Origin of the sequence: Phormidesmis priestleyi ULC007 (assembly GCF_003003695.1) — a bacterium.
GTDB classification, from domain to species: domain Bacteria; phylum Cyanobacteriota; class Cyanobacteriia; order Leptolyngbyales; family Leptolyngbyaceae; genus Phormidesmis_A; species Phormidesmis_A priestleyi_A.
Genome location: NZ_PVWG01000062.1, coordinates 1 through 21,130, shown reverse-complemented (window position 1 = coordinate 21,130; position 21,130 = coordinate 1). Strand labels below are relative to the sequence as shown.

Here is a 21,130-nt window from a genome sequence, read left to right as displayed (position 1 = left end):
CCGGAGGGGAGCAGGCATAAGGAGGGGTTAATTAGAGGGTCTTCCTATCTTATATTTAACTTCACCCTCCTACTTAGGCTTTTTTCCAAGTGTCTAGAGCGGTGTTGACTTGACGATCGAGCGTCGCTAATTGCATCAAAAAGGTAGCTCGGTCAAGCAAATTTTCTGACGATTGTGCGGATGTTTTTTGCAAACACCAAAACCAAACGCTGATCATGCTGAGTGCGATCGCGCCACCTACACTTAGCACGAGCCAATGAATGCCTAACGCGATCACAAAGCAGAGATAGCCGAGAAGAGTCCCAGCTAGAAGCCAGTAGGTTTGAGGACGAAACTTTGAGAATGGATGGCGGATGTTCATGGTGCGATCGCCGAGATTTAATACCGATTTGATTTGTGACGTTTATAAATTTGCATCAGGGCACGGTAGGGGTATGTCGTGCCCCTACTACCGATCGGTCGCAATTGTTGTTGAAATTGGTTTAACTTGCCCTACTAAACCGTGTCAGGTAACTGAGTCCAGTCGGCACTCTTGGCGGGTTCTGACTGGCGTTGTTTTCCGTCTAGTAAGCAACTGACAGTCATGTCTCCCATGACGTTGATAGCAGTTCGGCAGCGATCGAGAAACCAGTCTACCGTCACTAGCAGCGCAATATATTGAGTGGGTAATCCCACTGCGGTGAATACGAGCGTCATCGTTACCAAGCCTGCTTCTGGAATGCCTGCGGCACCGACTGAGGCAAAAATGGCAGTTAACACGACGACGAATTGCTGGGGTAAACTTAAATCAAGTCCTAAAAGTTGAGCGACAAACAGCGCAGACATCGCTTCATATAATGCTGTGCCGTCATTGTTGAAATTGCTGCCAACTAATGCGCCTAACGATGCTGAAGATTCTCGCACTCCTATCTTTTCTATTAAAACTCTAAACGTGACAGGCATCGCTATGGTGGATGATGCCGTTGAGAAAGCAGTCAGTAGGGCATCACTGCCACCTTTCAAAAATCGTTTTGGGCTAACCCAAGATCCCAATCGAACTCGTGTCACATAAAAGATTGACTGTAGGAATAGAGCCAGCAATACTGCGACTACAAAGGCTCCTAATGACTTAAATGGTTCAAATCCTTGTAAAGCGATCGTTTTTGAAACGATTCCAAAAACGGCTAGTGGCACAAAGGCGATGACAAACTGTAATATCTGCACCACTGCCTCAAACAAAATGGTGATAACTTGTTCGATCGCGCGATAATCCTGCTTTCCTTGCTCAATCTGTTGAGCTTTGAGCGATCGTAAAACAACACCAAAGGCTAACGCGACAACAATGAGTTGAATCACATTGTTATCAACTAATGGCTGGATGATTGACGGTGGCACCATATCTTGAAGCAATCCCCAAGGGTCAAAGCTTTTGCCAGAGGTGCCCTCCACTGGAGCCGCAACGCCCCACCATCGACCGGGTTTGAAGACATTGGCTACCAATAGCCCGATCGTGATTGCCGCGATCGTATTGGTCAACAACAGCCTAAATAATCGTCGCCCCGATCGTTCGGGAATCGTTGCTGTTAGAAAGGCGTGCAAGACGGCGAGCAAAATCAACGGGGTCGCCAACGTCCGTAATGCTTTTAGTACCAAATTGCAGGGAATCACCAGATTGTTAATCAAAGCAACCCAATCAGGGTTGGGGTTCCCTGCCCCTGCGAGTAGCCCAACCGCGATCGCCAAAAAGATCGCGATCGCGATCTGCAAATAGAGAGGAATCGCCTTTAAAGAAATGTGCTTCATGCCCTTACTCGCTATGACGTTAGCCACACTGTCCCACATTGCTCATCGGTGATGCTAGATCACTGAGCGATCGCCGCAGAACTGCTCTAAAATTGATCTTGACAAACTTAAAGTTAATCAGCATTTGTGGCAACGCTAAAAGCTTCTAATCAGGGACTTGCCAAAATCAAGCAGGTGCGAAACGAGCAGGGCTGGACGATCGATGATCCTCGCTGGCTGATAGAAGCGAGTCAGATTGTTGAGCCGACGATCGCGTGGAGTGATTTAGAGCAGGTTGCCGATGGGGTTTCTGAAGGCACCTGGAAACGATTTTTGTCAGGCAAAAGCATTGAAACGGTAGCGTTCAAGGCATTTTGTCAAGTGTTAAATCTGAATTGGGAAGAAGTCATCGATCGTTCCGCTAAACCAGAACCTCGTGCAATTAACCCTTCTCAACAAAAGACTTCTGTGCTTTTAGATTGGGGCGATGCACCCGATATCTCTGTGTTCTACGATCGCTCAGAAGTGTTTGACACGCTGACTCAATTACTGGTGGTCGATCGCTGTCGGCTAGTTGCTCTACTCGGCATGGGAGGCATTGGCAAAACGGCTCTAGCAGTCAAGCTAACCGAACATAATCAACCTCAGTTTGAAGGGGTGATTTGGCGATCGCTGCGATCTACTCCAGCGTTATCGGATCTGTTGACTAATTTAATCACTTGCTTAACTCACGTCTCAATCTCAACGACGATCGAAGCATTGCTTTCAACGCTAATTCAACAACTTCGTCAGCGCCGAATCTTGCTGATTTTGGACGGTTGGGAAAATATTTTAGGCGGCGATCGTGCCGGACAATGCAAACCCGGTTATGAAGGCTATGGCGAATTGCTGCGGCGCATCGGCAGCGATCGTCATCAAAGTTGCTTGCTGCTGACCAGTCGAGAAAACCCCGAAGAAGTGACGCTGCTAGAAGATTGCACCCCACTGGCAAAATCGCACAAATTGGCAGGATTGGGCACCGCCGCCACTGAAATTTTGCAAGCCAAAGGGCTAGTTTTAGAACCTCAACACTGGCATCAACTGATTCAGATTTATCGCGGCAATCCGCTTGCGTTAAACGTCGTAGCAACCTTGATTCAAGAACTTTTTGATGGCAAAGTCAGCGAAGCCTTGAAAGCCAACACGATGTTGGGCATCGATCAAGTGAATCATGTGCTGACAGAACGGGTGCGATCGCTGTCATCGCTCGAACAACAACTGCTCTGCTGTCTGGCGCGTGATCGCAACCCGATGACTCGTGAAGCGCTGCGATCGCGGATGTCTGCCCAAGCTTCTTATTCAGAATTTGTTGGCGGATTATCGTCGCTCGATCGGCGATCGCTGCTCGAAAAAAGCTCAGAAAATGGCAAGATTTTGTTTACGCTTCAGCCAATGGTGATGCGCTTTGTCACTAAACTGTTTCTCGCTTAGGAACGCGGATTAAATAAACCCGGATTAGCCCTCACCCCAAGGAGAGTAGGGCTAATTCATTGTGATAGAGAAAATTTAGGATAGAGGAGTTCCTGAAAATGACCCATTGGAAATGCCGAAAACAACGATGGTTTGCTCACTTTGTCTGGAATGAAGATTGCAGTTTAATGATTGGGATAACACCTGTGAGTCGTGCCACGATCGTAAAGCTGCAACTCAATCGTCCTAGGTTGGTCAACTTGCGCCGCGTTCTCTTTGACCTGCAAGAACATCCACCGCCGTTTTAGGAAATCTTATCCAAGTCAAAAACGGGCAATCCAAAAAGTCTTTCTTCCTCTCGGCTTGAGAAAGCGAGGTGTTCTCAAATCGACTCTTCTAATTGCAACAAAAACTGATAGAACGCCTGCACATCTTCCAAGCTGTTATGGCATTCAGGCAGCAACTCCACCAGTGCTATAGCGGTGCATGACCCCATGGCGAAACCCACGATAATCATTGAGTTGCTCTAGCGTCTCTGCTCGAATCACCGCAGGGCGAGTTTTTGCAATCTTGAGACTCATCTGATCCAGCAACTCTCGATGCAAGTTCGCGTCTGTTGGAGGCGATCGATCGACCTGCTTGGCAACGAGATCGCGGGAGGACACGGCAGTGCCATGTCCCTACGCCTTCATGCGGATCTGTCGCGTCAATCAAATTGCTGTCAAAATGTTATTAGACTTACTTTGCGACTTTTGATTATGCTGGTTGACCGATCGCCCTCAAACCTCACCTCACGAGAGCCACTGCTTAAAATCCTGCGTGATGGCTTGCGCCCCGGACAGCAAGAAATCGCCGACTGGCAAGGCGGACGATTAGCCGTCTCAGCCGTGCCCGGAGCCGGAAAATCGACAGGCATGGCAGTCGCGGCAGCCTTGGCGATCGCACGTCATCAACTCCACACCAAGCGTCAGTTAGTTGTCGTCACCTTTACCCGATCGGCAGCCGCGAATATTAAATCAAAGATTCGCGATTATTTGAAGACCCTGATGTTGCCTCAAGGGGGTTTTGTCGTGCATACGCTGCACGGGTTGGCATGGTCGATCGCGCGCAGCTACCCAGAGCTTTCAGGGCTAAATCCTGATAGTGTGCTAATCACGCCCAATCAGAGTCATCGCCTAATCCGCAACAGTGTTGAACAATGGATTGGGTTAAATCCGTCGCTCTATCAGCAGTTGTTAGAAGGGCGACAGTTTGACGGTGAAGAAACCGAGCGATTGCGTCGTCAAGCCGTTTTGCGAACCGAAGTCTTACCTGCTTTGGCGGATACAGTGATTCGAGAAGCCAAAAGTTCGGGGTTAATGCCGCAAGATTTGCGGGATCAGAGTTATCAAGTGGCAGACGGCTCGATCTTGACGATCGCCGCCGGACTCTATGAACAATATCAGCTACAGCTAAAATCGAGGAACTCGATCGATTATGACGAGATGGTTTTAGGAGCCTTGCGGGTGTTAGAAAATCCGAGTGTGCGATCGCGTTGGCAAACGCAAGTTTTTGCTGTGTTTGAAGACGAAGCTCAAGATTCTAGCCCGTTGCAAACCCAGTTATTAGAACTGTTGGCAACCGATCCCAATCACGCTGAAAATCATCAAAATCTGGTTCGGGTCGGCGATCCTAATCAAGCCATTAACTCGACGTTTACCCCTGCCGATCCGGTATTCTTCCGTCAATTTTGCCAACAATGTAGCGACGACGATCGACTCGCAGAAATGAATCAAGCCGGGCGCAGCAGTCCCGTGATTATTGACGCAGCCAACTTTGTGTTGACCTGGGTTAATCGTCACTACAGCAAAGTTTCAACCGATGAAGCATTAACTGAATCTGCTACGCCGTTTCGTTCTCAAGCCATTCATCCCGTCGCATTCGATGATCCTCAAACGGATGCAAACCCCCTGCCGATCGGGTTGGGTCTAGAAATCTATACGCCAGAAGATGTTTATAAAACTGTTGAATTAATTGGACAGCGATCGCTCACATTGTTTACTGAAGATTCCAATGCTCAGGCAGCAGTTTTAGTTCGCACCAATGAGCAAGGACGTTTTGTGACACGAGAATTAAAACGCTGGCACGGCGAAGATCTCAACGTGTTTGAAGTCGGACAGCGCGATCGTCAATCTCACATTCCCGCCGAGATTTTGTCACTGTTGCAGTTCCTCGATCGCCCTCATTCTCCCGACCATCTCAAAGCCGCTCTTTTAGTGTTAGTCGGACGACGATTAATTCCTACCCAAGACCTCAACGCCCTTGTTACCTTTCCCGAACAGTTTTTATATCCAGCACCGCTTGATCCGCCTCAATCGCCACAAGTTCGCGAAGCCAGTCACTACTGCGTCAGTCTACTCCGCGCCCGATTAGAACTGCCGCTCTATCAGCTAATTTCGTTTCTCGCATACACATTGAATTACGACCAAACAGAACTTGCAACCGCAAACAAACTGTCAGAGCGAATCATGCAGCAAACAACAGAGAACTCGCTAGGAGCAATGCTAGAGACATTGAGTGAGATCGTCAATTCAGAAAAATTTGAACCCGTTGAAGCAGAAGATGACGATCGCTACACCCGTCCTAGTCAACTCACTGTGATCACAATGCACAAAGCCAAAGGATTGGACTGGGACACAGTTTTCATTCCCTTTTTGCACGAAAACATGATTCCTGGAAGTCTCTATGTGCCGCCGCAAGCGAAGTTTTTAGGCGATTTCACGTTGTCAGAAGTTGCCCGTGCTCAGATTCGAGCGATCGTGCATGAAAACTTAATTCCCGATATCGAGACTGCCTGGAAACGAGCCGAATATCTCAAAACCGCCGAAGAATTTCGCTTGCTCTATGTGGCAATGACGCGCGCCAAACGGCTGCTGTGGATGTCGGCGGCAAAACGAGCGCCTTTTAGCTGGAACAAATCGGAGAACTTGGACGATCGTAAGCCATGCCCTCTGATTCCCGCCCTCAAAGCCCAATTTCCTGGCTCCGTGATAGATGATGATGTTGAATTCTAGCGGGAGGAATTTAACTAAGGGGACTCTGTTAGCAGAGCACGATCGTCAGAATATCGTTGAACAAAGAGAACCCCTGTAGCGAATAGATCTCTGATAGGATCTAACTGGAACATCTAGTGAACAGAATTCAGTTTAATCTCTGGGCACTTCAACAAACTGACGTGCGCTTAATGGTACATTCCGATCGCAAAATTTCTCCGCAGGAGAATCGCTTACCGCCGCCTCTACAAACGGGACTTGCCTTGACAGCCCTTGCCCCTATGCAAGATGTGACCGATCTGTTCTTCATGAGTGTGATCGATCGCTATGGCAGTCCTGATTATTTCTTTACTGAATATTTTCGTGTCTACACTAATTCAGGGTTAGACAAAAAAACTCTGCGATCGATTACCGAAAACTCCACCGATCGTCCCATTTTTGCTCAACTGATTGGCGAGAGCATTCCCGACCTAGTTCGCATTGCCCAATCGTTAAGCCATTATCCGATCGCGGGCATCGATCTGAATATGGGATGCCCCGCCCCCAGAATTTATCGTAAAAATGTGGGCGGTGGGTTGTTGCGCGACCCTGAAAAGGTGAGCCGAATTTTGGGCGAGTTGCGAGACGCAGTGGATGGACGGTTGACCGTTAAAATGCGCGTTGGCTTTGACGATACCGCTAACTTCGATCGCATTCTTGACCTGATCAACCGATACAACATCGATTTATTGAGCTTGCATGGTCGCACCGTTAAAGAGAAGTATCACAGCGCTGTGCATTACGATCTGATTGCCCACGCTGTGCAGCGGGTAAATTGCCCAGTTTTAGCCAATGGCAACGTCACCTCTGCCAATGCAGCAGCCACCGTTCTATCCAAAACGGGAGCCGCAGGTGTGATGGTTGGTCGTGCGGCGATCCGCAATCCCTGGATTTTTAAGCAAATTCGCCAAACTCTGAGCGGTCAGCCTGTTTCGATCGTCACATTGGTTGAAGTTCGTGACTACATTGAGCGATTGCGTCAAACAACAACCACGCAGCCGATCCCAGAGCGGGCGCGGGTTAGCTATCTGAAAATGTATCTTAACTACATCGCTCAAGGTGTAGATGCCGCAGGCGCTTTTCAGCACGAGATGCGGCTTGCCCGAACTGAAACGGAACTCTTTGAGGTCTGCGATCGCCACTTACTAAGCGACCCAAACCAAGCGTTTGCCTTAGAGCCTTATCCCGGCTTGGTGGCGCGTCCTAATTGCGAAACTGCCCGTGAAGCGATCGTCAATTAACCTGACGCTAACTTTTTGTCCAATAGCCGCTAAAGTCTGCTATTCTGCCAGACTGCAAGGGCAATATCCCACAGGCGCACCCTTATGATCGAAGTCGAACATCTCAGCAAGCTTTATGGCTCCACCTCGGCGATCGCAGATGTGACGTTTTCGGTTGAGCCAGGTGAAATTCTTGGCTTTTTAGGGCCCAACGGAGCCGGAAAAACGACGACGATGCGAATTTTGTCGGGTTATCTACCTGCTACAAGTGGGACAGCAAAAGTCGCCGGATTTGAGGTGCATGAAGACTCGATGGCGGTGCGGCAGCGCATTGGCTATTTGCCCGAATCGCCGCCGCTCTACCCGGATATGACGGTTGAGGGATATCTCAACTTTGTAGCTCAGATTAAAGGAGTCAATGCGGGAGATCGTCCGCAGCGAATTCAGTCAGCTTTAACGCGCTGCAATCTGCTCGAAAAACGCAAAACGATTATTCGCAAACTGTCAAAAGGGTTTCGGCAACGAGTTGGCATTGCTCAAGCGATCGTCCACGATCCCCCAGTCATTATCTTAGATGAACCAACCGTCGGACTTGATCCGCGACAAATCATTGAGGTGCGAAATTTAATCAAAAATCTGGCGGGTGATCACACCGTGATTCTCTCGACGCACATTTTGCCCGAAGTCAGCATGACCTGTAGCCGCGTTGCGATTATTAATCACGGTCAGGTGGTGGCAACCAACACGCCCGAAAGTTTGATGACTCAGTTGATGGGCAGTTCGGGCTATGAGCTAGAAGTCGAGGGAGAGTTTGCCGCTATCCAGCAGTGTTTGCAAGCCGTGTCGGGCGTGAAAACGATCGAGCCAATGCTCACCGATTTACTGCCTCAAAATCGCCTCAAAATCAAAGTCGTTTCTGAGTCTGAGACTGAGCTAGGCTCAGAACTTGCAACCGCTTTAGTCAGTCATCACTTAAAGCTCTATGAGATGCGGCGAGTGCAGGCAAGTTTAGAAACCGTGTTTTTGCAGCTTACGACCGAAGAAACGCCTGTTGAGAATGTAGATGAGGTTGAACCGTCTGATGCAGCGATCGAAGGAGGCACCCCAAATGAAAATGCTGACCTATAACTTTCTAGCCATTTATCGGCGAGAGTTGCAAAGCTATTTTGCTTCCCCGTTGGCGTATGCGATCGCGACCATCTACTGGATCTTGGCTGGCATTTTATTCAAAGCCGCTTTTGATGGCGTGATTGATCAAGGAAACTATGTCGATCTTCAGGCGCAATCGGGGGTTCCGATTCCTCCGATCGATGTCCCTTACGAGTTGCTTCGCACTTATTTAGGTGTGATGGGTTCGCTGTCACTGTTTGTGTTGCCAATTTTGTCAATGGGGCTTTACGCCGACGAACGCAAACGTGGCACTTTAGAATTATTGGCAACGTCTCCGATCACTAATTGGGCAGTCGCGATCGGAAAGTTATTAGGTGTATTAACCTTCTTTATCACGATGTCGTTGCCGTTGCTGTTGTATGAAGCGATCGCGCTCAACGGTGTAAATCCTCCCGTTCAACTGAGTGTAATTCTTCTAGGTCATCTAGGATTAATTTTACTGGCTGCCTCAGTACTCTCACTCGGAATGTTTGTCTCTTCTTTAACTGACAGCACAATTTTGGCAGCGATTCTCACATTCGCGTTAGTCCTGTGTTTGTGGATTGTTAGTGAATTAGCCAAGAACTTTGGGGGTGTCGTGGGTGACGCGCTATTTAATTTATCGTTGCTGAAGCATTACACTAACTTAGTTCAAGGCGTGGTTGATACGAGTAGTTTAGTGTTATTTGCCAGCTATATTTTTCTAGGAATCTTTCTCACTGCCCAATCGATCGACGCATTGCGATTCCAACGTTCTTAGTGATTTTTATGAAGACCTTGCAGCCTCGTTCCATACTCCTTAAATACTGGAGATACCTGTTTTGGTCAGGCCCCATTCTGACGGTTATGGGCATCTCAGCCGGGATGGTTTCAGGTGGCTGGACTTCAATTCCGTTGGGGCTGATCATTAGCGGCATTGTGATTATAGGGCTTTGGGTGGTGTTTTTAGGACGCGGAGGCAACTCACAACAACCCCAGTTTTGGAACCGTCGATCGACCCAAGTCAGCACGAATGTTCTAGTCAGCACGATCGCGGTTTTCGTGATTTTGGGACTGATCAACTTTATGGTCAGCCGTCACCCAACGAGAATCGATTTAACCGAAGGGCAACTATTCACCCTCTCGCCTGAGTCTCAGCAAGTGGTGCAATCTTCCCCAGCGGTGAAAGTGTGGATTTTTGACAGTCAACAAAATTCTCAAGATCGCGATTTGTTAGAAAACTATCAGCGACAAAATCCCAAGTTTTCGTTTGAGTTTGTCGATCCTGAAGCCAACCCAGGGTTAGCCAACTCATTTGGCATTAAAAATAGCGGCGAAAATCGGGATGTCTATTTAGAATTGCAATCCAGCAAGCGTAGACAGTTTGTGCAGAGCATTAGTCCTCAAACCCGCTTGTCTGAGAATCGGATCACAAGTGGAATTTTGCAGCTTACGAGCGATCGTCGTTCAAAGGTTTATTTTCTGCAAGGGCATGGAGAACGATCGCTCGATGCGGGACAAGGTGCCATTTCACAAGCGGCGCAAGCGCTCAAAGATAAGAATTTTGTCGGTGAACCGCTCAATTTAGGACTCACGGAAAAAGTCCCGGCGGATGCGGTGGCGGTGATGGTGGTAGGCCCAGTTCGCCCCCTGTTAGAGGCAGAAACAAAAGCACTGCAAGACTATCTCAATCAAGGCGGAAATCTGCTCGTCGCCGTTGACCCCACCATTAAATCGGGATTGGATAATCTGCTCAATTTGTGGGGCGTTAAATTAGACGATCGCGTCGTGATTAACGCCTCCGATCGTCAGGTTCGCGGCAAGGGCCCAACGGCGGTTGTGATCGCGCAATATGGCGAACACCCCATTACCAGAGACTTTCGCAACAGCAACTCAATTTACCCACTAGCGCGTCCTTTAGAAATCACTCCGGTTCCGGGAGTGCAATCAACGCCTCTGTTATTGACTGATCCCAACAGTTGGGCAGAAAGCAACCTCAAAGAGCAGCCGCTTAAATTAGATGGCGGCGATCGCCCCGGCCCGATCGCGCTAGGCGCAGCGTTCAGTCGTCAAGTCACGCCCTCCGCTCAACCGAGTCCATCGGTTAGCCCATCTCCTCAAGCGTCGGGTAGTCCTTCTCCCAGTCCTTCGATCGCGGTATCTCCGAGTCCGTCCCCGACTCCATCGGCTGCCCCTTTTGTCCAAGGCGCTAGAGAATCTCGTCTCATCGTCTTCGGCAACTCTAGCTTCGCCACCGACGGACTCTTCGGTCAATATTTGAATGGAGATGTCTTTGTCAACTCGGTGAGCTGGCTGAGTCAGCAAGAACAACAGCCGCTATCGATTCGCCCTAAAGATTTAAAGAATCGGCGCATCGCTCTCACAAACGAGCAAGCAAGCGTTCTTGGATTTATTGCGCTCGTGGCAGTTCCGCTATTGGGGTTGACCAGTGCAGGCGTGGTTTGGTGGCGACGGCGATAGACTCTATCGAGTTGTTTGGTGAAAGGCGTTTTGTCGATCGCGAGTTTGTAAGACTGAGATGTCACAAATCTTGCCGATCGGTTGATAGCTGTCCCCTCTAACCAGTATCCTCACAGCATTAATTCATCTCGAATAGATTTTATGAGGCGACTGAAACAACTGGTTGGGCGCACGATCGCCTGCACCAAAGATCAAAATTTTCTGCATGGATTAGAAAACATTGAGGGTGTAGTTTCAAAAGTGCTTTCGGTCATGATGGTGTTGGTGACGATCGCGGCCGTCTTTGATCTCGGCGTTTTTTTGGCGCAAGAGTTATGGAATGAATTATCTTCGCCCAATCACACACGATTTAGTGAAGTCCTGTTTAAGATATTTGGGCTGTTTCTCAATATTCTGATTGCGCTAGAGATTTTAGAAAACATCACAGCCTATCTTAAAAAGCATGTCATTCAAGTTGAGCTGGTGATCGTCACATCATTAATTGCAGTGGCGCGAAAAATTATTATCTTAGATTTAAGCAAAACCTCTGGAATCGAAATTATTGGGTTAGGGGTCGCGATTCTCTCGCTGTCGGTGGGCTATTGGATTATTCGTCGCGTTAACCTAAAACAGGATCACTCATAGAGTTCATCATGGAAGAATTTTTTCAATTTGAAGCGGATTTTGTTGAATCTTTGCGCTGTGTGCCAATGCAAGTACGGCTCAAGCTAGACACCTGCGGGGTTAAATTAAAGCTTCCGCAATGGAATAAATTTAATCAGGACGATCGCCAAATTTTAGTAGACACGCCTTGCACTACAGAACCCGAAATTGCTGATTATCGAGATCTTCTGCATCAAATGGTTTTGCAACGCACGGGCAACACGGCGACCGATTTAGCGATCGACCCTCACCCCGACTGGGAGAATGTCACGACCATTCCTGAAAGTGTGCAAGAGAAATCACAAGCCGTAGGTGTGGTTCTTTCACCCGCGCAGTGGTCGGGGCTGACCCCACTGCGACGATTTGCCCTAATCAAACTGAGTCGTTCTGGACATGAAAACCACAATTTTTTACCCGCTTTAAAGGAATTTCAGTTGGTTTAAAACCTCAAAGTATCTCTAGCGAACCTCCGATGGCGGGGCTTCTCGCTTGCCGACAAAGTTTACCCCCGGTGCAGATTCTAAGCGAATGTTGCCTCTGATTGTTTCTTCTGTCACACTGCCCCGAATTGTCACCTCACGACCTTGAGCGTTTTTTTGACACGCATCCAAATGAGAAGGAACGCCCGATAACGTGAGGGGTTGGCGATCTAGCGCTTCCTGATGCGAGTCGAGCATTCCCGTGAGCGACGGTCTTTTCTTAGAAGCGGTCAGCGTTTTGCCAGTTTCGTCTGCATTCAACAACGAGCCACTGAGATAAATTCCCGATTGCTGAATCGTGAGAGCTAGGGCATCTGCCTTGAGACATCCGGGCAGGGTTTGAGCCTCAATCCGGTAGCGACCCTCTATTTTGGTCGGTGCTTTGAGATTTGCCTCACCGTAGGCAGTGGCGAAGCTAAATAGAGCGACTACAAACCCGATCGAGCCTGCATAAAACGCTAGAGATTTGGCATTGAATTTCATAGTTCGTGTCCTCTCACTGACTCGATTCCAGGGCTTTCTAACACCGAGGTTAAATGGGAGGCAACCTCGTTATATCGGCGCGTGATCAGCAGCGAAGAACGGCACCGCACGGCTAACTCATCAGCATATCGCCCCAAAGTTTGGCGATCGAGTCCCCATTCTCGGCTGGCTCCTGCGATCGTTAAGTCTGCCATTCTAGAAGCATCGACCACCGCCAAAATTGGGCTGGCTGCCTCAATGATCGGCATCGAGATCCGCTCGACCACTTGCTGCGGCAGCCGTTCGATCAAATTATAAAACTCATAGCTCAACTCGCTATGCGGCTGATCGCCCGATGCCAGCCGCAAAATAGTTAAGTGACTATTTTCGCAGTTAATCAGCAATCTCAGCGCCAGTTCTAACCCCAAATCGGTGTGAACGTTTGAAACGTAAGGGAGTAAAAGCCGTTCGAGCTTAGTTGTTTGGCGATCGACATACACCGCCACATCTACCGGAGCCGTGCTGAGAATCTGTCCCACGCGCCCGCCCAAACGATTGGTGCTAAATGCCGGACGGTGCCAGCCTACCACTACTAAATCAACCCGATCGCGGCTGGCAATATTCGCGGTTGCTCGCGCCACATCATTAGAAACTTGAATAATCGGACGCACTAAACTTCGATATTCGGGCGGCTCAATGCTTTTCACTAGCTCATCAAGCTGCGCTTGTCGCTGGGCAATTAATCGATCGGCTTCCGCAGGCGTACTTTCATAGACATAATCTTCGTCTAGCTGAATCAGGCTGAGCGGAGACACAATTGCGGGCCGATGATCAGGTTGCAGCGGCACATTGCCCACCGCGATCGCCATTGCTAGCTGAATTAATCCTCTCTGACTACTCGGATTCGCGATCGGCACTAAAATTTGATAGGCTGGCTGGCGATCGTCTACAGCAGGTTCGGCAATATTTTTACGAATTTGATGTTTAGGATAGGTTAACTCCAGCAATGGTGAGGTCATAAATGTAGTGACTAGCGCCATAATCACCAGCATTGTAAATAGCAATGGCGAAATCACTCCCAAACTCAATCCAATATTGAGGACGATCAGTTCTGTCAGTCCGCGAGTGTTCATTAACCAAGCCAACGCTGACGATTCTCGTTTGTCAATTCCAGAAACTCTCGCCGCGACGTAAGTGCCTGCATATTTGCCCACGATCGCCACCGCAACCACCAGCAAACACAGCGCCCACAAAATCGGACTGTTGAGCAAGCCGATCTGAGTTTGCAGCCCACTGTAGGCAAAGAAAATCGGCAGCAGGAACGTCAGTACAAAATCTTCTGTTTTTTCTGCCAGCTCCCGCGTCAGTCCTTGGTGTTTGGGCATGACTGCGCCAAACAAAAAGGCTCCAAAAATCAAGTGAATGCCAATCAATTCGGTAATCAGCGCTGAGATCACGACTCCCATATAAATCAGCGCGACGACGGTTTGATTGAGTTTTTGAGTACGATCGTAATAGGACGTTAAATATCCCAGCAGTTTGCGTCCCAAAGTTGCCATCAAGCCGATGTAGATCACCGACTGGATCATTGTGGGCAGAGCGCCTGCCATAGAGTTGGTGCGGGTGACGGCGATCGCGAGCGCCAGCAAACACCAGGCTGTTACATCATCGACGGCTGCACAGGTGAGCGCCAGCGTCCCTAAGCGACTATTTTGCAAATTGTTTTCAGTCAGAATTCGTGCCAGCACCGGGAACGCCGTAATCGACATCGCCGCTCCCAAAAATAGCGCAAATGCCGTAAATGCCACGCTATCGTTCGACACTTGCGGATAGAGCAGCAATGCCAGCAGCGTCCCCAGCGAAAATGGCACCAAAATGCTGACGTGTGAGATCAGCACTGCGGTGTCTAACCCATTTTTGAGATATTTAGGGTCTAGCTCTAACCCAATCAGAAACATGAAAAAAATCAGTCCGATTTGCGACAGCACCCCCAGATAAGGAATGGTTTCTGGCGTAAACAGGGCAGCCGCCGCATCGGGTGCGATCGCCCCAAAAAACGAAGGCCCCAGCATAATTCCCGCGACGATTTCGCCAATCACCAAGGGCTGTTTGATGCGCCGAAACGCCAACCCCATCAGCCGAGACAGACCGATGATCATCAAAACCTGAATGAGAACCTGAACCACGGGATCGAAGTGCATGATGATAGACCTGAGACTTCTTTAACTTGATAAGTTGCGTCCTCGCCACGTCCAGCCCCAGCCTGTTTCGGTTTTAATGATTGAGGCGATCGCGATCGCACTGACCAATACGCCACCGATGCCGCTTAACCACCAATAGCGAGGCGGAATGTTAGAAAATTTTTGGTTGAGGCGACGCAAATCATATTGCAGGACGATCGCGATCAATGCAAGCATGATCAGGCTGGAATCCCATCCGTTGAAAGAGCCAAAGAGGTTAATCAGCGCGATCGTCAACCCGAGCCAGGGAACGGTAAAAACTAAGACGGTCACAAAGGCAATATAAAGGATCAGCCGCAGATTGCGATGAGTGCCGATATACCAGTTTTTCGTCCAGCCTTCCCAGAGCGCCCCGATCGAGCGATACATTCTCACGTCTGCCATGTCAGACCCCAACCCATACCACAGCTTCAGCCCGTGTTGTTTAATGCGTCGCCCTAACTGCACATCTTCGACTACTTCACGGGCAACCGATCGATGCCCACCAATTTGCTCATAAGCGCTGCGGCGAAACAGCATAAACGGCCCCACCGCAAACGCCGCTTCACTGTTGGGGTCACAAACCTCGGCAAAACTATAGCCCGCCGCAAACAAACTCGCAATAATCGGTTGAGCCAGCCATTCACCCCAACCGCCGCAGACGATCGTCATCCAAAAAGTCAGCAGGTCGGCTTGCTCTCTCTGGGCAACGGCAACGGCGGTTTCGATCGCGCCGCGTTTGATCTGCACATCGGCATCAATAAACAGCAAAAACTCCCCAGTGACTAGCGGAGTCACTTGAGCACACGCCCAATTTTTGCCCACCCAACCTTCACCTGCTGGGCGAGGCTTTCCGGCTAACACCTTCAGTCGGGGATCTGGGATTGCTTGCACGATCGTCAGTGTCTCATCCGACGACTGATCATCGACGACCCAAACCTCTAGCCGTTCACTGTCAGAACTTTTGAGAACTGCGTTCACACAATCTTGAATATTTTCAGCCTCGTTATAAGCCGGGATCACCACCGCAACCGATGGCAAATCTAGCCGCTCTTGATCGGATAAAACTGGAGATATCTGCTCGGCTTCTGCCAAGTGCCGATGCAGGTGATCGATAAAAGTCCGCAGGGCAATTAGCGAACCGATGAGTGCAAAAAGTAGTAAAAAAAACACGGCTGACCCCAAAATTTCTTTGATGTTGCCCTAGTCAAGCGCTTAAGTATAGCGGCTCGCGCGCGAATCTACTACCCTCGCTTTAAGCCTTTGTGTATAGCGACTATCAGACAAACCCGCTGACGATCGCAGCGTTCTAAAGACAAAAACTTTCTTATAGGATCAAAATCAAAGTTTGTGTGAGAGAGGAATTCTAATCATTGCGTATAATCTGAACAGGAAACTTCACAAACCTTTGGCTGATTCCTGACGATCGCGCCGCTCAAGTAGTTTAATAGAAGATTTAATGATGCCCCGGATACTCGTCATCGACGATGACCCCACAATCTCAGAACTAGTGGCTGTCAACCTCGAAATGGCTGGCTATGATGTCACGCAAGCAGGTGATGGCATTCGGGGTCAGGCGCTAGCGCTGCAAATTCAGCCTGATCTGATCATGCTTGACCTGATGCTGCCGCAGGTGGATGGCTTTACCGTTTGTCAAAGACTTCGCCGCGACGATCGCACCTCAGAGATTCCGGTGTTAATGTTGACGGCACTAGGGCAGACGCAAAACAAAGTTGAAGGCTTTAACGCAGGGGCAGACGACTATCTCACCAAGCCCTTTGAAGTTGAAGAACTGCTGGCGCGAATTCGGGCACTGCTGCGTCGCACCGATCGCATTCCTCAAGCGGCAAAGCACAGCGAGATTCTTAGCTATGGTCCGCTGGTGCTCGTGCCAGAGCGGTTTGAAGCAATTTGGTTTGGCAAAACAGTTAAACTGACTCACTTAGAGTTTGAGCTTTTGCACTGCTTGCTTCAGCGTCATGGTCAGACGGTTTCTCCGAGCGAGATTCTCAAAGAGGTGTGGGGCTACGATCCCGATGATGATATTGAAACGATTCGAGTCCACGTTCGGCATTTGAGAACCAAATTAGAACCAGAGCCGCGTCATCCTCGCTTTATTAAAACGGTTTATGGAGCGGGCTATTGTCTAGAGTTGCCTAGCACAGGTGATGTTGAAGTAGGGGTCGAGTCTTCTGTGGCAGGGTAAGCAGGATGGGTTGAATGCCAAGTCTTTATACCGAAATCGAGATTGATGTGCCAAAACCTCAGGTCTGGCGGATTCTGTTTCAAAAAGATCGCTGGAAGTATTGGAACACGTTTTTATATGACTGTGATTGCGATCGTCCCTTCACTCAAGGTCAGGAGACGATTCTTTCTCTACGCCGCGTGTCAGGTGAAGAACCAATCGAATTTCAGCCGATCGTCACTCTCGTTCAGCAAGATAGCTGTCTTCAATGGGTTTCAACGATTCCAGGGTTTCGCAACGAACACGTTTTTGAGCTGCAAGACATTGGCAGAAATCGCACCAAATACATTCATCAAGAACGCTTTTCAGGTCCATTAAGCAAGATGTTTTTGCCCTTTATTCGTCGCGACGAACAGCAAGGCATCCAGCGCATGGCGTGGGAGTTAAAACACTATGCAGAGCGATCGAGTCAGCGTTTTCGCGATTAGAAAAGAGATTGATTAGGAATATGCACAAAACAAAATCTCATTAATCAGGAAACACCTGCGGCGAAAACATCGCCCAAAGTGCTTCGTAATAAGGTTTGAAATAGGCAGATTGAGCCGGGCTGAGATGTGTACTCATTTCACCGTTAAGCAAGTGAAGCATTTGCCGCACGATTTCCCACCGCACTTTCAAACGAGGGTATAGCATAACGCACAGCGGAAAAAGCTCTTGCTGGACAGCACTAACGCTGTTTTCCAAGATGCACACCCACAAATACACCTGAAACATTTCGGTGTCGCGCAGGCTAGAAACGCGAACGTTAACCTCTCTCAACCGTCCTGAGTGAGATTGGTAATTGGGGTTGATTTGTGCAACCCGATCGACCACTCGCTCAGAGATCGTGGTGCAAAGGGGAATAAGACGCTGTACGGTTTGCAGAGATGGGGCAGAGTAAGTCAGTTGAGCAGCAGCATCATAGGCCCGCTGAAGCGGCATATATAGATGATCGTCAATCACCTTAAAATATTGACTCAGCAGCGGTCGAGCAGAGATCGGAGCCAGATTGAGCAATATCTGTCCGCTGTAGTGAAACTGCATACTGATGAACCCAATCACTCTAGGGTCGATCGCCGTATGCTTCCGCCGGATTTCACCGAGGTTTGGCGCAATCAGCCTAGAGAGCCGGAACGGTTCTAATTGTTGGGCATAAGCAGAGAGCGCAATTTCGTAGACCTCGTGAGCATCTTTTGCCACAGCCCAGGGGTCAATTAGCTGATGATCAATTTGATGTCGGATGAGTTCTTGGGCGAGCAGCGCTTCGGTTTGTGTCCAGGCTTGAGCGCTGGCTGTGCGAAGGACTTGCCTAAGTGAATTTGCCGTTGCTGCTGCCGTTCCGCTCTGGCTAATTGTGGATTCAACATCGTCCTGGTTGGCTAGATTTTGCAGATATTTCTTAGCCCATGCCTCCGAAAAATTCTGGCTTGCTGGTGTGGATAGATCGCGATTTCCTGATAGCACACTTCCGATCATTTCTGGCTGCATTTGCTTTTGCGTTATAAAAATACACGTATCAACACAAACAATACAGGTGTAGAAAAAGTTTTGTAACGGTGATATCTCGGAGACTTCACAGCTTCCTCAATCCAAAGATCACAAGCGAGAACTGCTGTAAGAAAAGATTGAAAGTCAAACGTCCTGTCTAAATCAAGAGCATTGAGCCTACATCAGTCCACAGCCGATCGCTTAATTCAGCCCGAACAAACAGTCCGTGTAGTACATTTGCTAACAGCATCGACTGCTACTCAGACCCCACAACTTTCTACTTAATGCAGGCGATCGCCACTCATCGCAATCCTAAATAATTCGTGAACGTCATGACTGTGCTTCAGGAAATGACCAAGAGTTTACTGTAGCTCTGTACAACAATCTATCTTGGGGTGCTTTCTAATGACTACCGTCCAGACTAGCTTCTCAACGATTTATGCAGATCAGACTTACCAGCATCCCGTGACTGTGCGTCACAATGGCACCGTGATTGCCTTTGCAATGGATCAACAACGCAAAATTTACTATACCGTCCTAGACATCAATACTCCTGATGCGAAACCGATCGATGCTGAGAATTGGCTCAAAGAACCAAAAGAACTGTTGTTTGCTAATGAAATCACGCAAGTCGGCTACGGTGGCTTTGATCTAACTACACTGCCAGTGGTGAAGAAGAATGGGGACGTTGTGATCCCTGGTACGCGGGTACAGCCGCAGGAATTGAACAGTTTTCAGTCTTCCACTGCCCGACTGACGGCAAACGCCCCGTTTCAGGTAATGTCCGACGATCAGTATCTTTATGTATTTCGGCAAGCGATCGCGGCTGATCACCCGCAGATGGTGTTCAAGCAGAATGCAGACGGCACCGAAACCACCGATGCGAATGGGAAAAAGGTGCCTTTGGTCAATTCGACCCTGTTGCTCGATCGCTTTGTCCTGTCTGGAACTGATCTGCAACCCAAGCTAGAAGTCCGCTATCAGCGTAGCCGCAGCAAATCGCGTCCTCAAAGCAGCAAAGATAGCCTCAGCGCGAAAGACATGGAAGGTAAGCCCTTCTATGAACCGACCCAAGAATTAGATTTCATTCGCCATCTCAGCGAGGGATGCTTTACAGTCCTGTTGTTGCCGACGCAGATTCCAGAACAAAAGCGCTGGCAGATTTTTGCCTACAACAGTCAAACGACCTTAATGGATGCGTATAACATTGAGCAGTCTGGAGATGGATTGTTCAACACCCGCGACCTGGAAGCTTTGGCAGAGGGAGGGGTAATCACCCGTGAAGTTGGGGCAGAATCGGCGATCGCCTTGAATGGGCAAACCGATTATCTAGAATTTCCTAGCTTGATCACCAGCGATACAGGCACGATCGAGTTTCGGCTAAAGTTAACCTCGCTAGACGACCAAATTTTGCTAGATGCAACCACCACTGCCACCACAGGAGCGAATCCGCTAGATGAGGTCAAGTACTTCTTTATTGATATTAAAAAGGGTGCGCTGCGCTTTTGGCTGGAAGATGCTAGGGATGCAGATTTTCAGGCGGCTGTTGCGAGTCTGCAAGGCGTTGCCCTCAATCAGTGGCATCATGTCGCTGCCGTGTGGAACTATAACAACACGAGCAGTGTTCCCGTCACGCAGCTTTACTTAAACGGCAAACTGGTTGCCAAAGATGAGCGGATCGCAGTGGGTAGACCGACGCTGCAAAACCCTTACTTCGGCAAAATTCGCAACACTACGGCACTCGGTCAACCCGAAAAAAGCTTGCAGCCATTCAAAGGGCAGGTGGATGAAATTCGCTTTTGGAAGGTTGCCCTGACTAGCCCAATCATTCAGGCACAAATGCCCCTGTCGCTGCGAGGAAATGAGCCGGGATTGGTCGGCTACTGGCGCTGCGATGAAGGGAAAGGAGAGACTCTGCATGACTCTACGTCTTTTGCCAACCACGCGAAATTAGTGGTGAATGGCACCGACACGATCGCAACCAAGTGGGTGCAACTAGTAGCAGGGATTCTGGAACCGATCGAGACGCTGCGATCGAGTTTTGCGTTGCGCGATCGCACCATTACCGCCGGAATGTCAGCGCTGCTCTACTTCCAACAAGAAACCGCACCTGTGGGCTACGACAACGCTGAAAAACCACTCAAGAAGAGCGCCCGCGTCATGCTGGCAGTGGGCACCAAAGCGACGGGAAGCGATCGTCAGGAAACGGCGATCGTTGACTTCGGCGTTGCGCGCACCGGACGCATCTCCCAACCACCCGACGCTCTAGACTTGCCCGCGATCGACCCCGTTGCCGAAGACCGTCGTCGCATCCAAATTTTGGAACCCCAGATTGCACAACTTCAGCAACAAGTTCGGTCACTGCAAGAGCGTGTCGGGAAACTGCCTTCTGGAAATTCAGAAGATCCACTGTTCCAGTCTCTTGTTGTGGGTGCGACCTTTATTTGATACCCTTAGAGCGCAATGGAAAAGCCATATTGATTCAGCTTGTTCCAGAATTGATCCC

General features: G+C 49.2%; 19 protein-coding genes. 12 read left to right on the top strand and 7 right to left on the bottom strand.

Annotated elements, in window-relative coordinates:
• Positions 1-73 precede the first annotated feature (73 nt).
• Both C7B65_RS24595 and C7B65_RS24590 read right to left on the bottom strand, forming a co-directional pair.
• A complete protein-coding gene (locus C7B65_RS24595; RefSeq protein WP_073075147.1) occupies positions 74-361 on the bottom strand; it encodes a hypothetical protein in 288 nt (95 codons plus the stop codon).
• 134 nt (positions 362-495) lie between these two features.
• Positions 496-1,782, bottom strand: a complete 1,287-nt coding sequence (locus C7B65_RS24590; protein ID WP_073075146.1) for a dicarboxylate/amino acid:cation symporter — start codon at positions 1,780-1,782, stop codon at positions 496-498.
• A gap of 126 nt (positions 1,783-1,908) precedes the next feature.
• Between C7B65_RS24590 and C7B65_RS24585 the strand changes: the two genes are divergently transcribed.
• Both C7B65_RS24585 and C7B65_RS27515 read left to right on the top strand, forming a co-directional pair.
• Positions 1,909-3,231 (top strand): NB-ARC domain-containing protein, encoded by a 1,323-nt coding sequence (locus tag C7B65_RS24585; protein ID WP_106254184.1) that lies wholly within the window; start codon positions 1,909-1,911, stop codon positions 3,229-3,231.
• A gap of 98 nt (positions 3,232-3,329) precedes the next feature.
• Positions 3,330-3,518: a hypothetical protein gene (locus C7B65_RS27515; protein ID WP_143162121.1), complete on the top strand. Its 189-nt coding sequence runs from the start codon at positions 3,330-3,332 to the stop codon at positions 3,516-3,518.
• Positions 3,519-3,662: 144 nt separating this feature from the next.
• On the opposite strand, the gene C7B65_RS24580 is transcribed toward C7B65_RS27515, so the two are convergent.
• Complete coding sequence (locus C7B65_RS24580) at positions 3,663-3,875, bottom strand: ribonuclease toxin HepT-like protein (RefSeq protein ID WP_073075145.1); 213 nt, start codon at positions 3,873-3,875, stop codon at positions 3,663-3,665.
• A gap of 93 nt (positions 3,876-3,968) precedes the next feature.
• On the opposite strand from C7B65_RS24580, the gene C7B65_RS24575 reads away from it, so the two are divergent.
• From C7B65_RS24575 to C7B65_RS24545, 7 genes are all read left to right on the top strand, one after another.
• A complete protein-coding gene (locus C7B65_RS24575; protein WP_073075144.1) occupies positions 3,969-6,263 on the top strand; it encodes an ATP-dependent helicase in 2,295 nt (764 codons plus the stop codon).
• Between the two features lie 116 nt (positions 6,264-6,379).
• A complete protein-coding gene (locus C7B65_RS24570; protein ID WP_223257520.1) occupies positions 6,380-7,522 on the top strand; it encodes a tRNA dihydrouridine synthase in 1,143 nt (380 codons plus the stop codon).
• Between the two features lie 84 nt (positions 7,523-7,606).
• On the top strand, positions 7,607-8,629 hold the full coding sequence (locus C7B65_RS24565) for an ABC transporter ATP-binding protein (RefSeq protein WP_073075143.1): 1,023 nt from the start codon (positions 7,607-7,609) through the stop codon (positions 8,627-8,629).
• Positions 8,610-9,410 carry an ABC transporter permease gene (locus C7B65_RS24560; RefSeq protein ID WP_073075142.1) on the top strand — a complete coding sequence of 267 codons (801 nt, stop codon included), beginning with the start codon at positions 8,610-8,612 and terminating at the stop codon, positions 9,408-9,410. Before C7B65_RS24565 ends, C7B65_RS24560 begins: the two co-directional genes overlap by 20 nt.
• 8 nt (positions 9,411-9,418) lie before the next feature.
• Entirely contained in the window at positions 9,419-11,110 is a 1,692-nt protein-coding gene (locus C7B65_RS24555; RefSeq protein WP_073075141.1) for a GldG family protein, read from the top strand.
• A gap of 141 nt (positions 11,111-11,251) precedes the next feature.
• Positions 11,252-11,734, top strand: coding sequence for a phosphate-starvation-inducible PsiE family protein (locus tag C7B65_RS24550; protein ID WP_106254183.1), 483 nt, complete (start codon positions 11,252-11,254; stop codon positions 11,732-11,734).
• An 8-nt stretch (positions 11,735-11,742) separates the two neighbouring features.
• Positions 11,743-12,195, top strand: a complete 453-nt coding sequence (locus tag C7B65_RS24545) for a nitrate reductase associated protein (protein ID WP_073075140.1) — start codon at positions 11,743-11,745, stop codon at positions 12,193-12,195.
• Positions 12,196-12,210: 15 nt separating this feature from the next.
• Here C7B65_RS24545 and C7B65_RS24540 read toward each other — a convergent pair whose 3' ends face one another.
• Genes C7B65_RS24540 through C7B65_RS24530 form a run of 3 tightly spaced genes read right to left on the bottom strand, consistent with a single transcriptional unit; the run spans position 12,211 to position 16,085 of the window.
• Positions 12,211-12,714: a hypothetical protein gene (locus C7B65_RS24540; protein WP_073075139.1), complete on the bottom strand. Its 504-nt coding sequence runs from the start codon at positions 12,712-12,714 to the stop codon at positions 12,211-12,213.
• On the bottom strand, positions 12,711-14,894 hold the full coding sequence (locus C7B65_RS24535; RefSeq protein ID WP_073075138.1) for a cation:proton antiporter: 2,184 nt from the start codon (positions 14,892-14,894) through the stop codon (positions 12,711-12,713). Before C7B65_RS24535 ends, C7B65_RS24540 begins: the two co-directional genes overlap by 4 nt.
• 21 nt (positions 14,895-14,915) lie before the next feature.
• Entirely contained in the window at positions 14,916-16,085 is a 1,170-nt protein-coding gene (locus C7B65_RS24530) for a glycosyltransferase family 2 protein (protein ID WP_223257519.1), read from the bottom strand.
• A gap of 289 nt (positions 16,086-16,374) precedes the next feature.
• On the opposite strand from C7B65_RS24530, the gene C7B65_RS24525 reads away from it, so the two are divergent.
• Positions 16,375-17,118: a response regulator transcription factor gene (locus C7B65_RS24525; protein ID WP_073075149.1), complete on the top strand. Its 744-nt coding sequence runs from the start codon at positions 16,375-16,377 to the stop codon at positions 17,116-17,118.
• A gap of 14 nt (positions 17,119-17,132) precedes the next feature.
• Positions 17,133-17,585, top strand: a complete 453-nt coding sequence (locus C7B65_RS24520) for an SRPBCC domain-containing protein (RefSeq protein WP_073075136.1) — start codon at positions 17,133-17,135, stop codon at positions 17,583-17,585.
• 40 nt (positions 17,586-17,625) lie between these two features.
• On the opposite strand, the gene C7B65_RS24515 is transcribed toward C7B65_RS24520, so the two are convergent.
• Positions 17,626-18,624: a hypothetical protein gene (locus C7B65_RS24515; protein WP_083583255.1), complete on the bottom strand. Its 999-nt coding sequence runs from the start codon at positions 18,622-18,624 to the stop codon at positions 17,626-17,628.
• 405 nt (positions 18,625-19,029) lie between these two features.
• Between C7B65_RS24515 and C7B65_RS24510 the strand changes: the two genes are divergently transcribed.
• The gene (locus C7B65_RS24510) at positions 19,030-21,072 is read left to right on the top strand and encodes a LamG domain-containing protein (protein ID WP_073075135.1); all 2,043 of its coding nucleotides are present in this window, start codon (positions 19,030-19,032) and stop codon (positions 21,070-21,072) included.
• Positions 21,073-21,130: the final 58 nt, after the last annotated feature.

What these genes read in the sequence shown, in the direction of transcription:
- C7B65_RS27515 (WP_143162121.1), top strand. Translation starts at nt 3,330, where the DNA reads ATGACCCATTGGAAATGCCGAAAACAACGATGGTTTGCTCACTTTGTC.
- C7B65_RS24555 (WP_073075141.1), top strand. Translation starts at nt 9,419, where the DNA reads ATGAAGACCTTGCAGCCTCGTTCCATACTCCTTAAATACTGGAGATAC.
- C7B65_RS24540 (WP_073075139.1), bottom strand. Translation starts at nt 12,714, where the DNA reads ATGAAATTCAATGCCAAATCTCTAGCGTTTTATGCAGGCTCGATCGGG.
- C7B65_RS24525 (WP_073075149.1), top strand. Translation starts at nt 16,375, where the DNA reads ATGCCCCGGATACTCGTCATCGACGATGACCCCACAATCTCAGAACTA.
- C7B65_RS24565 (WP_073075143.1), top strand. Translation starts at nt 7,607, where the DNA reads ATGATCGAAGTCGAACATCTCAGCAAGCTTTATGGCTCCACCTCGGCG.
- C7B65_RS24595 (WP_073075147.1), bottom strand. Translation starts at nt 361, where the DNA reads ATGAACATCCGCCATCCATTCTCAAAGTTTCGTCCTCAAACCTACTGG.
- C7B65_RS24550 (WP_106254183.1), top strand. Translation starts at nt 11,252, where the DNA reads ATGAGGCGACTGAAACAACTGGTTGGGCGCACGATCGCCTGCACCAAA.
- C7B65_RS24545 (WP_073075140.1), top strand. Translation starts at nt 11,743, where the DNA reads ATGGAAGAATTTTTTCAATTTGAAGCGGATTTTGTTGAATCTTTGCGC.
- C7B65_RS24515 (WP_083583255.1), bottom strand. Translation starts at nt 18,624, where the DNA reads ATGCAGCCAGAAATGATCGGAAGTGTGCTATCAGGAAATCGCGATCTA.
- C7B65_RS24590 (WP_073075146.1), bottom strand. Translation starts at nt 1,782, where the DNA reads ATGAAGCACATTTCTTTAAAGGCGATTCCTCTCTATTTGCAGATCGCG.
- C7B65_RS24520 (WP_073075136.1), top strand. Translation starts at nt 17,133, where the DNA reads ATGCCAAGTCTTTATACCGAAATCGAGATTGATGTGCCAAAACCTCAG.
- C7B65_RS24575 (WP_073075144.1), top strand. Translation starts at nt 3,969, where the DNA reads ATGCTGGTTGACCGATCGCCCTCAAACCTCACCTCACGAGAGCCACTG.
- C7B65_RS24510 (WP_073075135.1), top strand. Translation starts at nt 19,030, where the DNA reads ATGACTACCGTCCAGACTAGCTTCTCAACGATTTATGCAGATCAGACT.
- C7B65_RS24535 (WP_073075138.1), bottom strand. Translation starts at nt 14,894, where the DNA reads ATGCACTTCGATCCCGTGGTTCAGGTTCTCATTCAGGTTTTGATGATC.
- C7B65_RS24560 (WP_073075142.1), top strand. Translation starts at nt 8,610, where the DNA reads ATGAAAATGCTGACCTATAACTTTCTAGCCATTTATCGGCGAGAGTTG.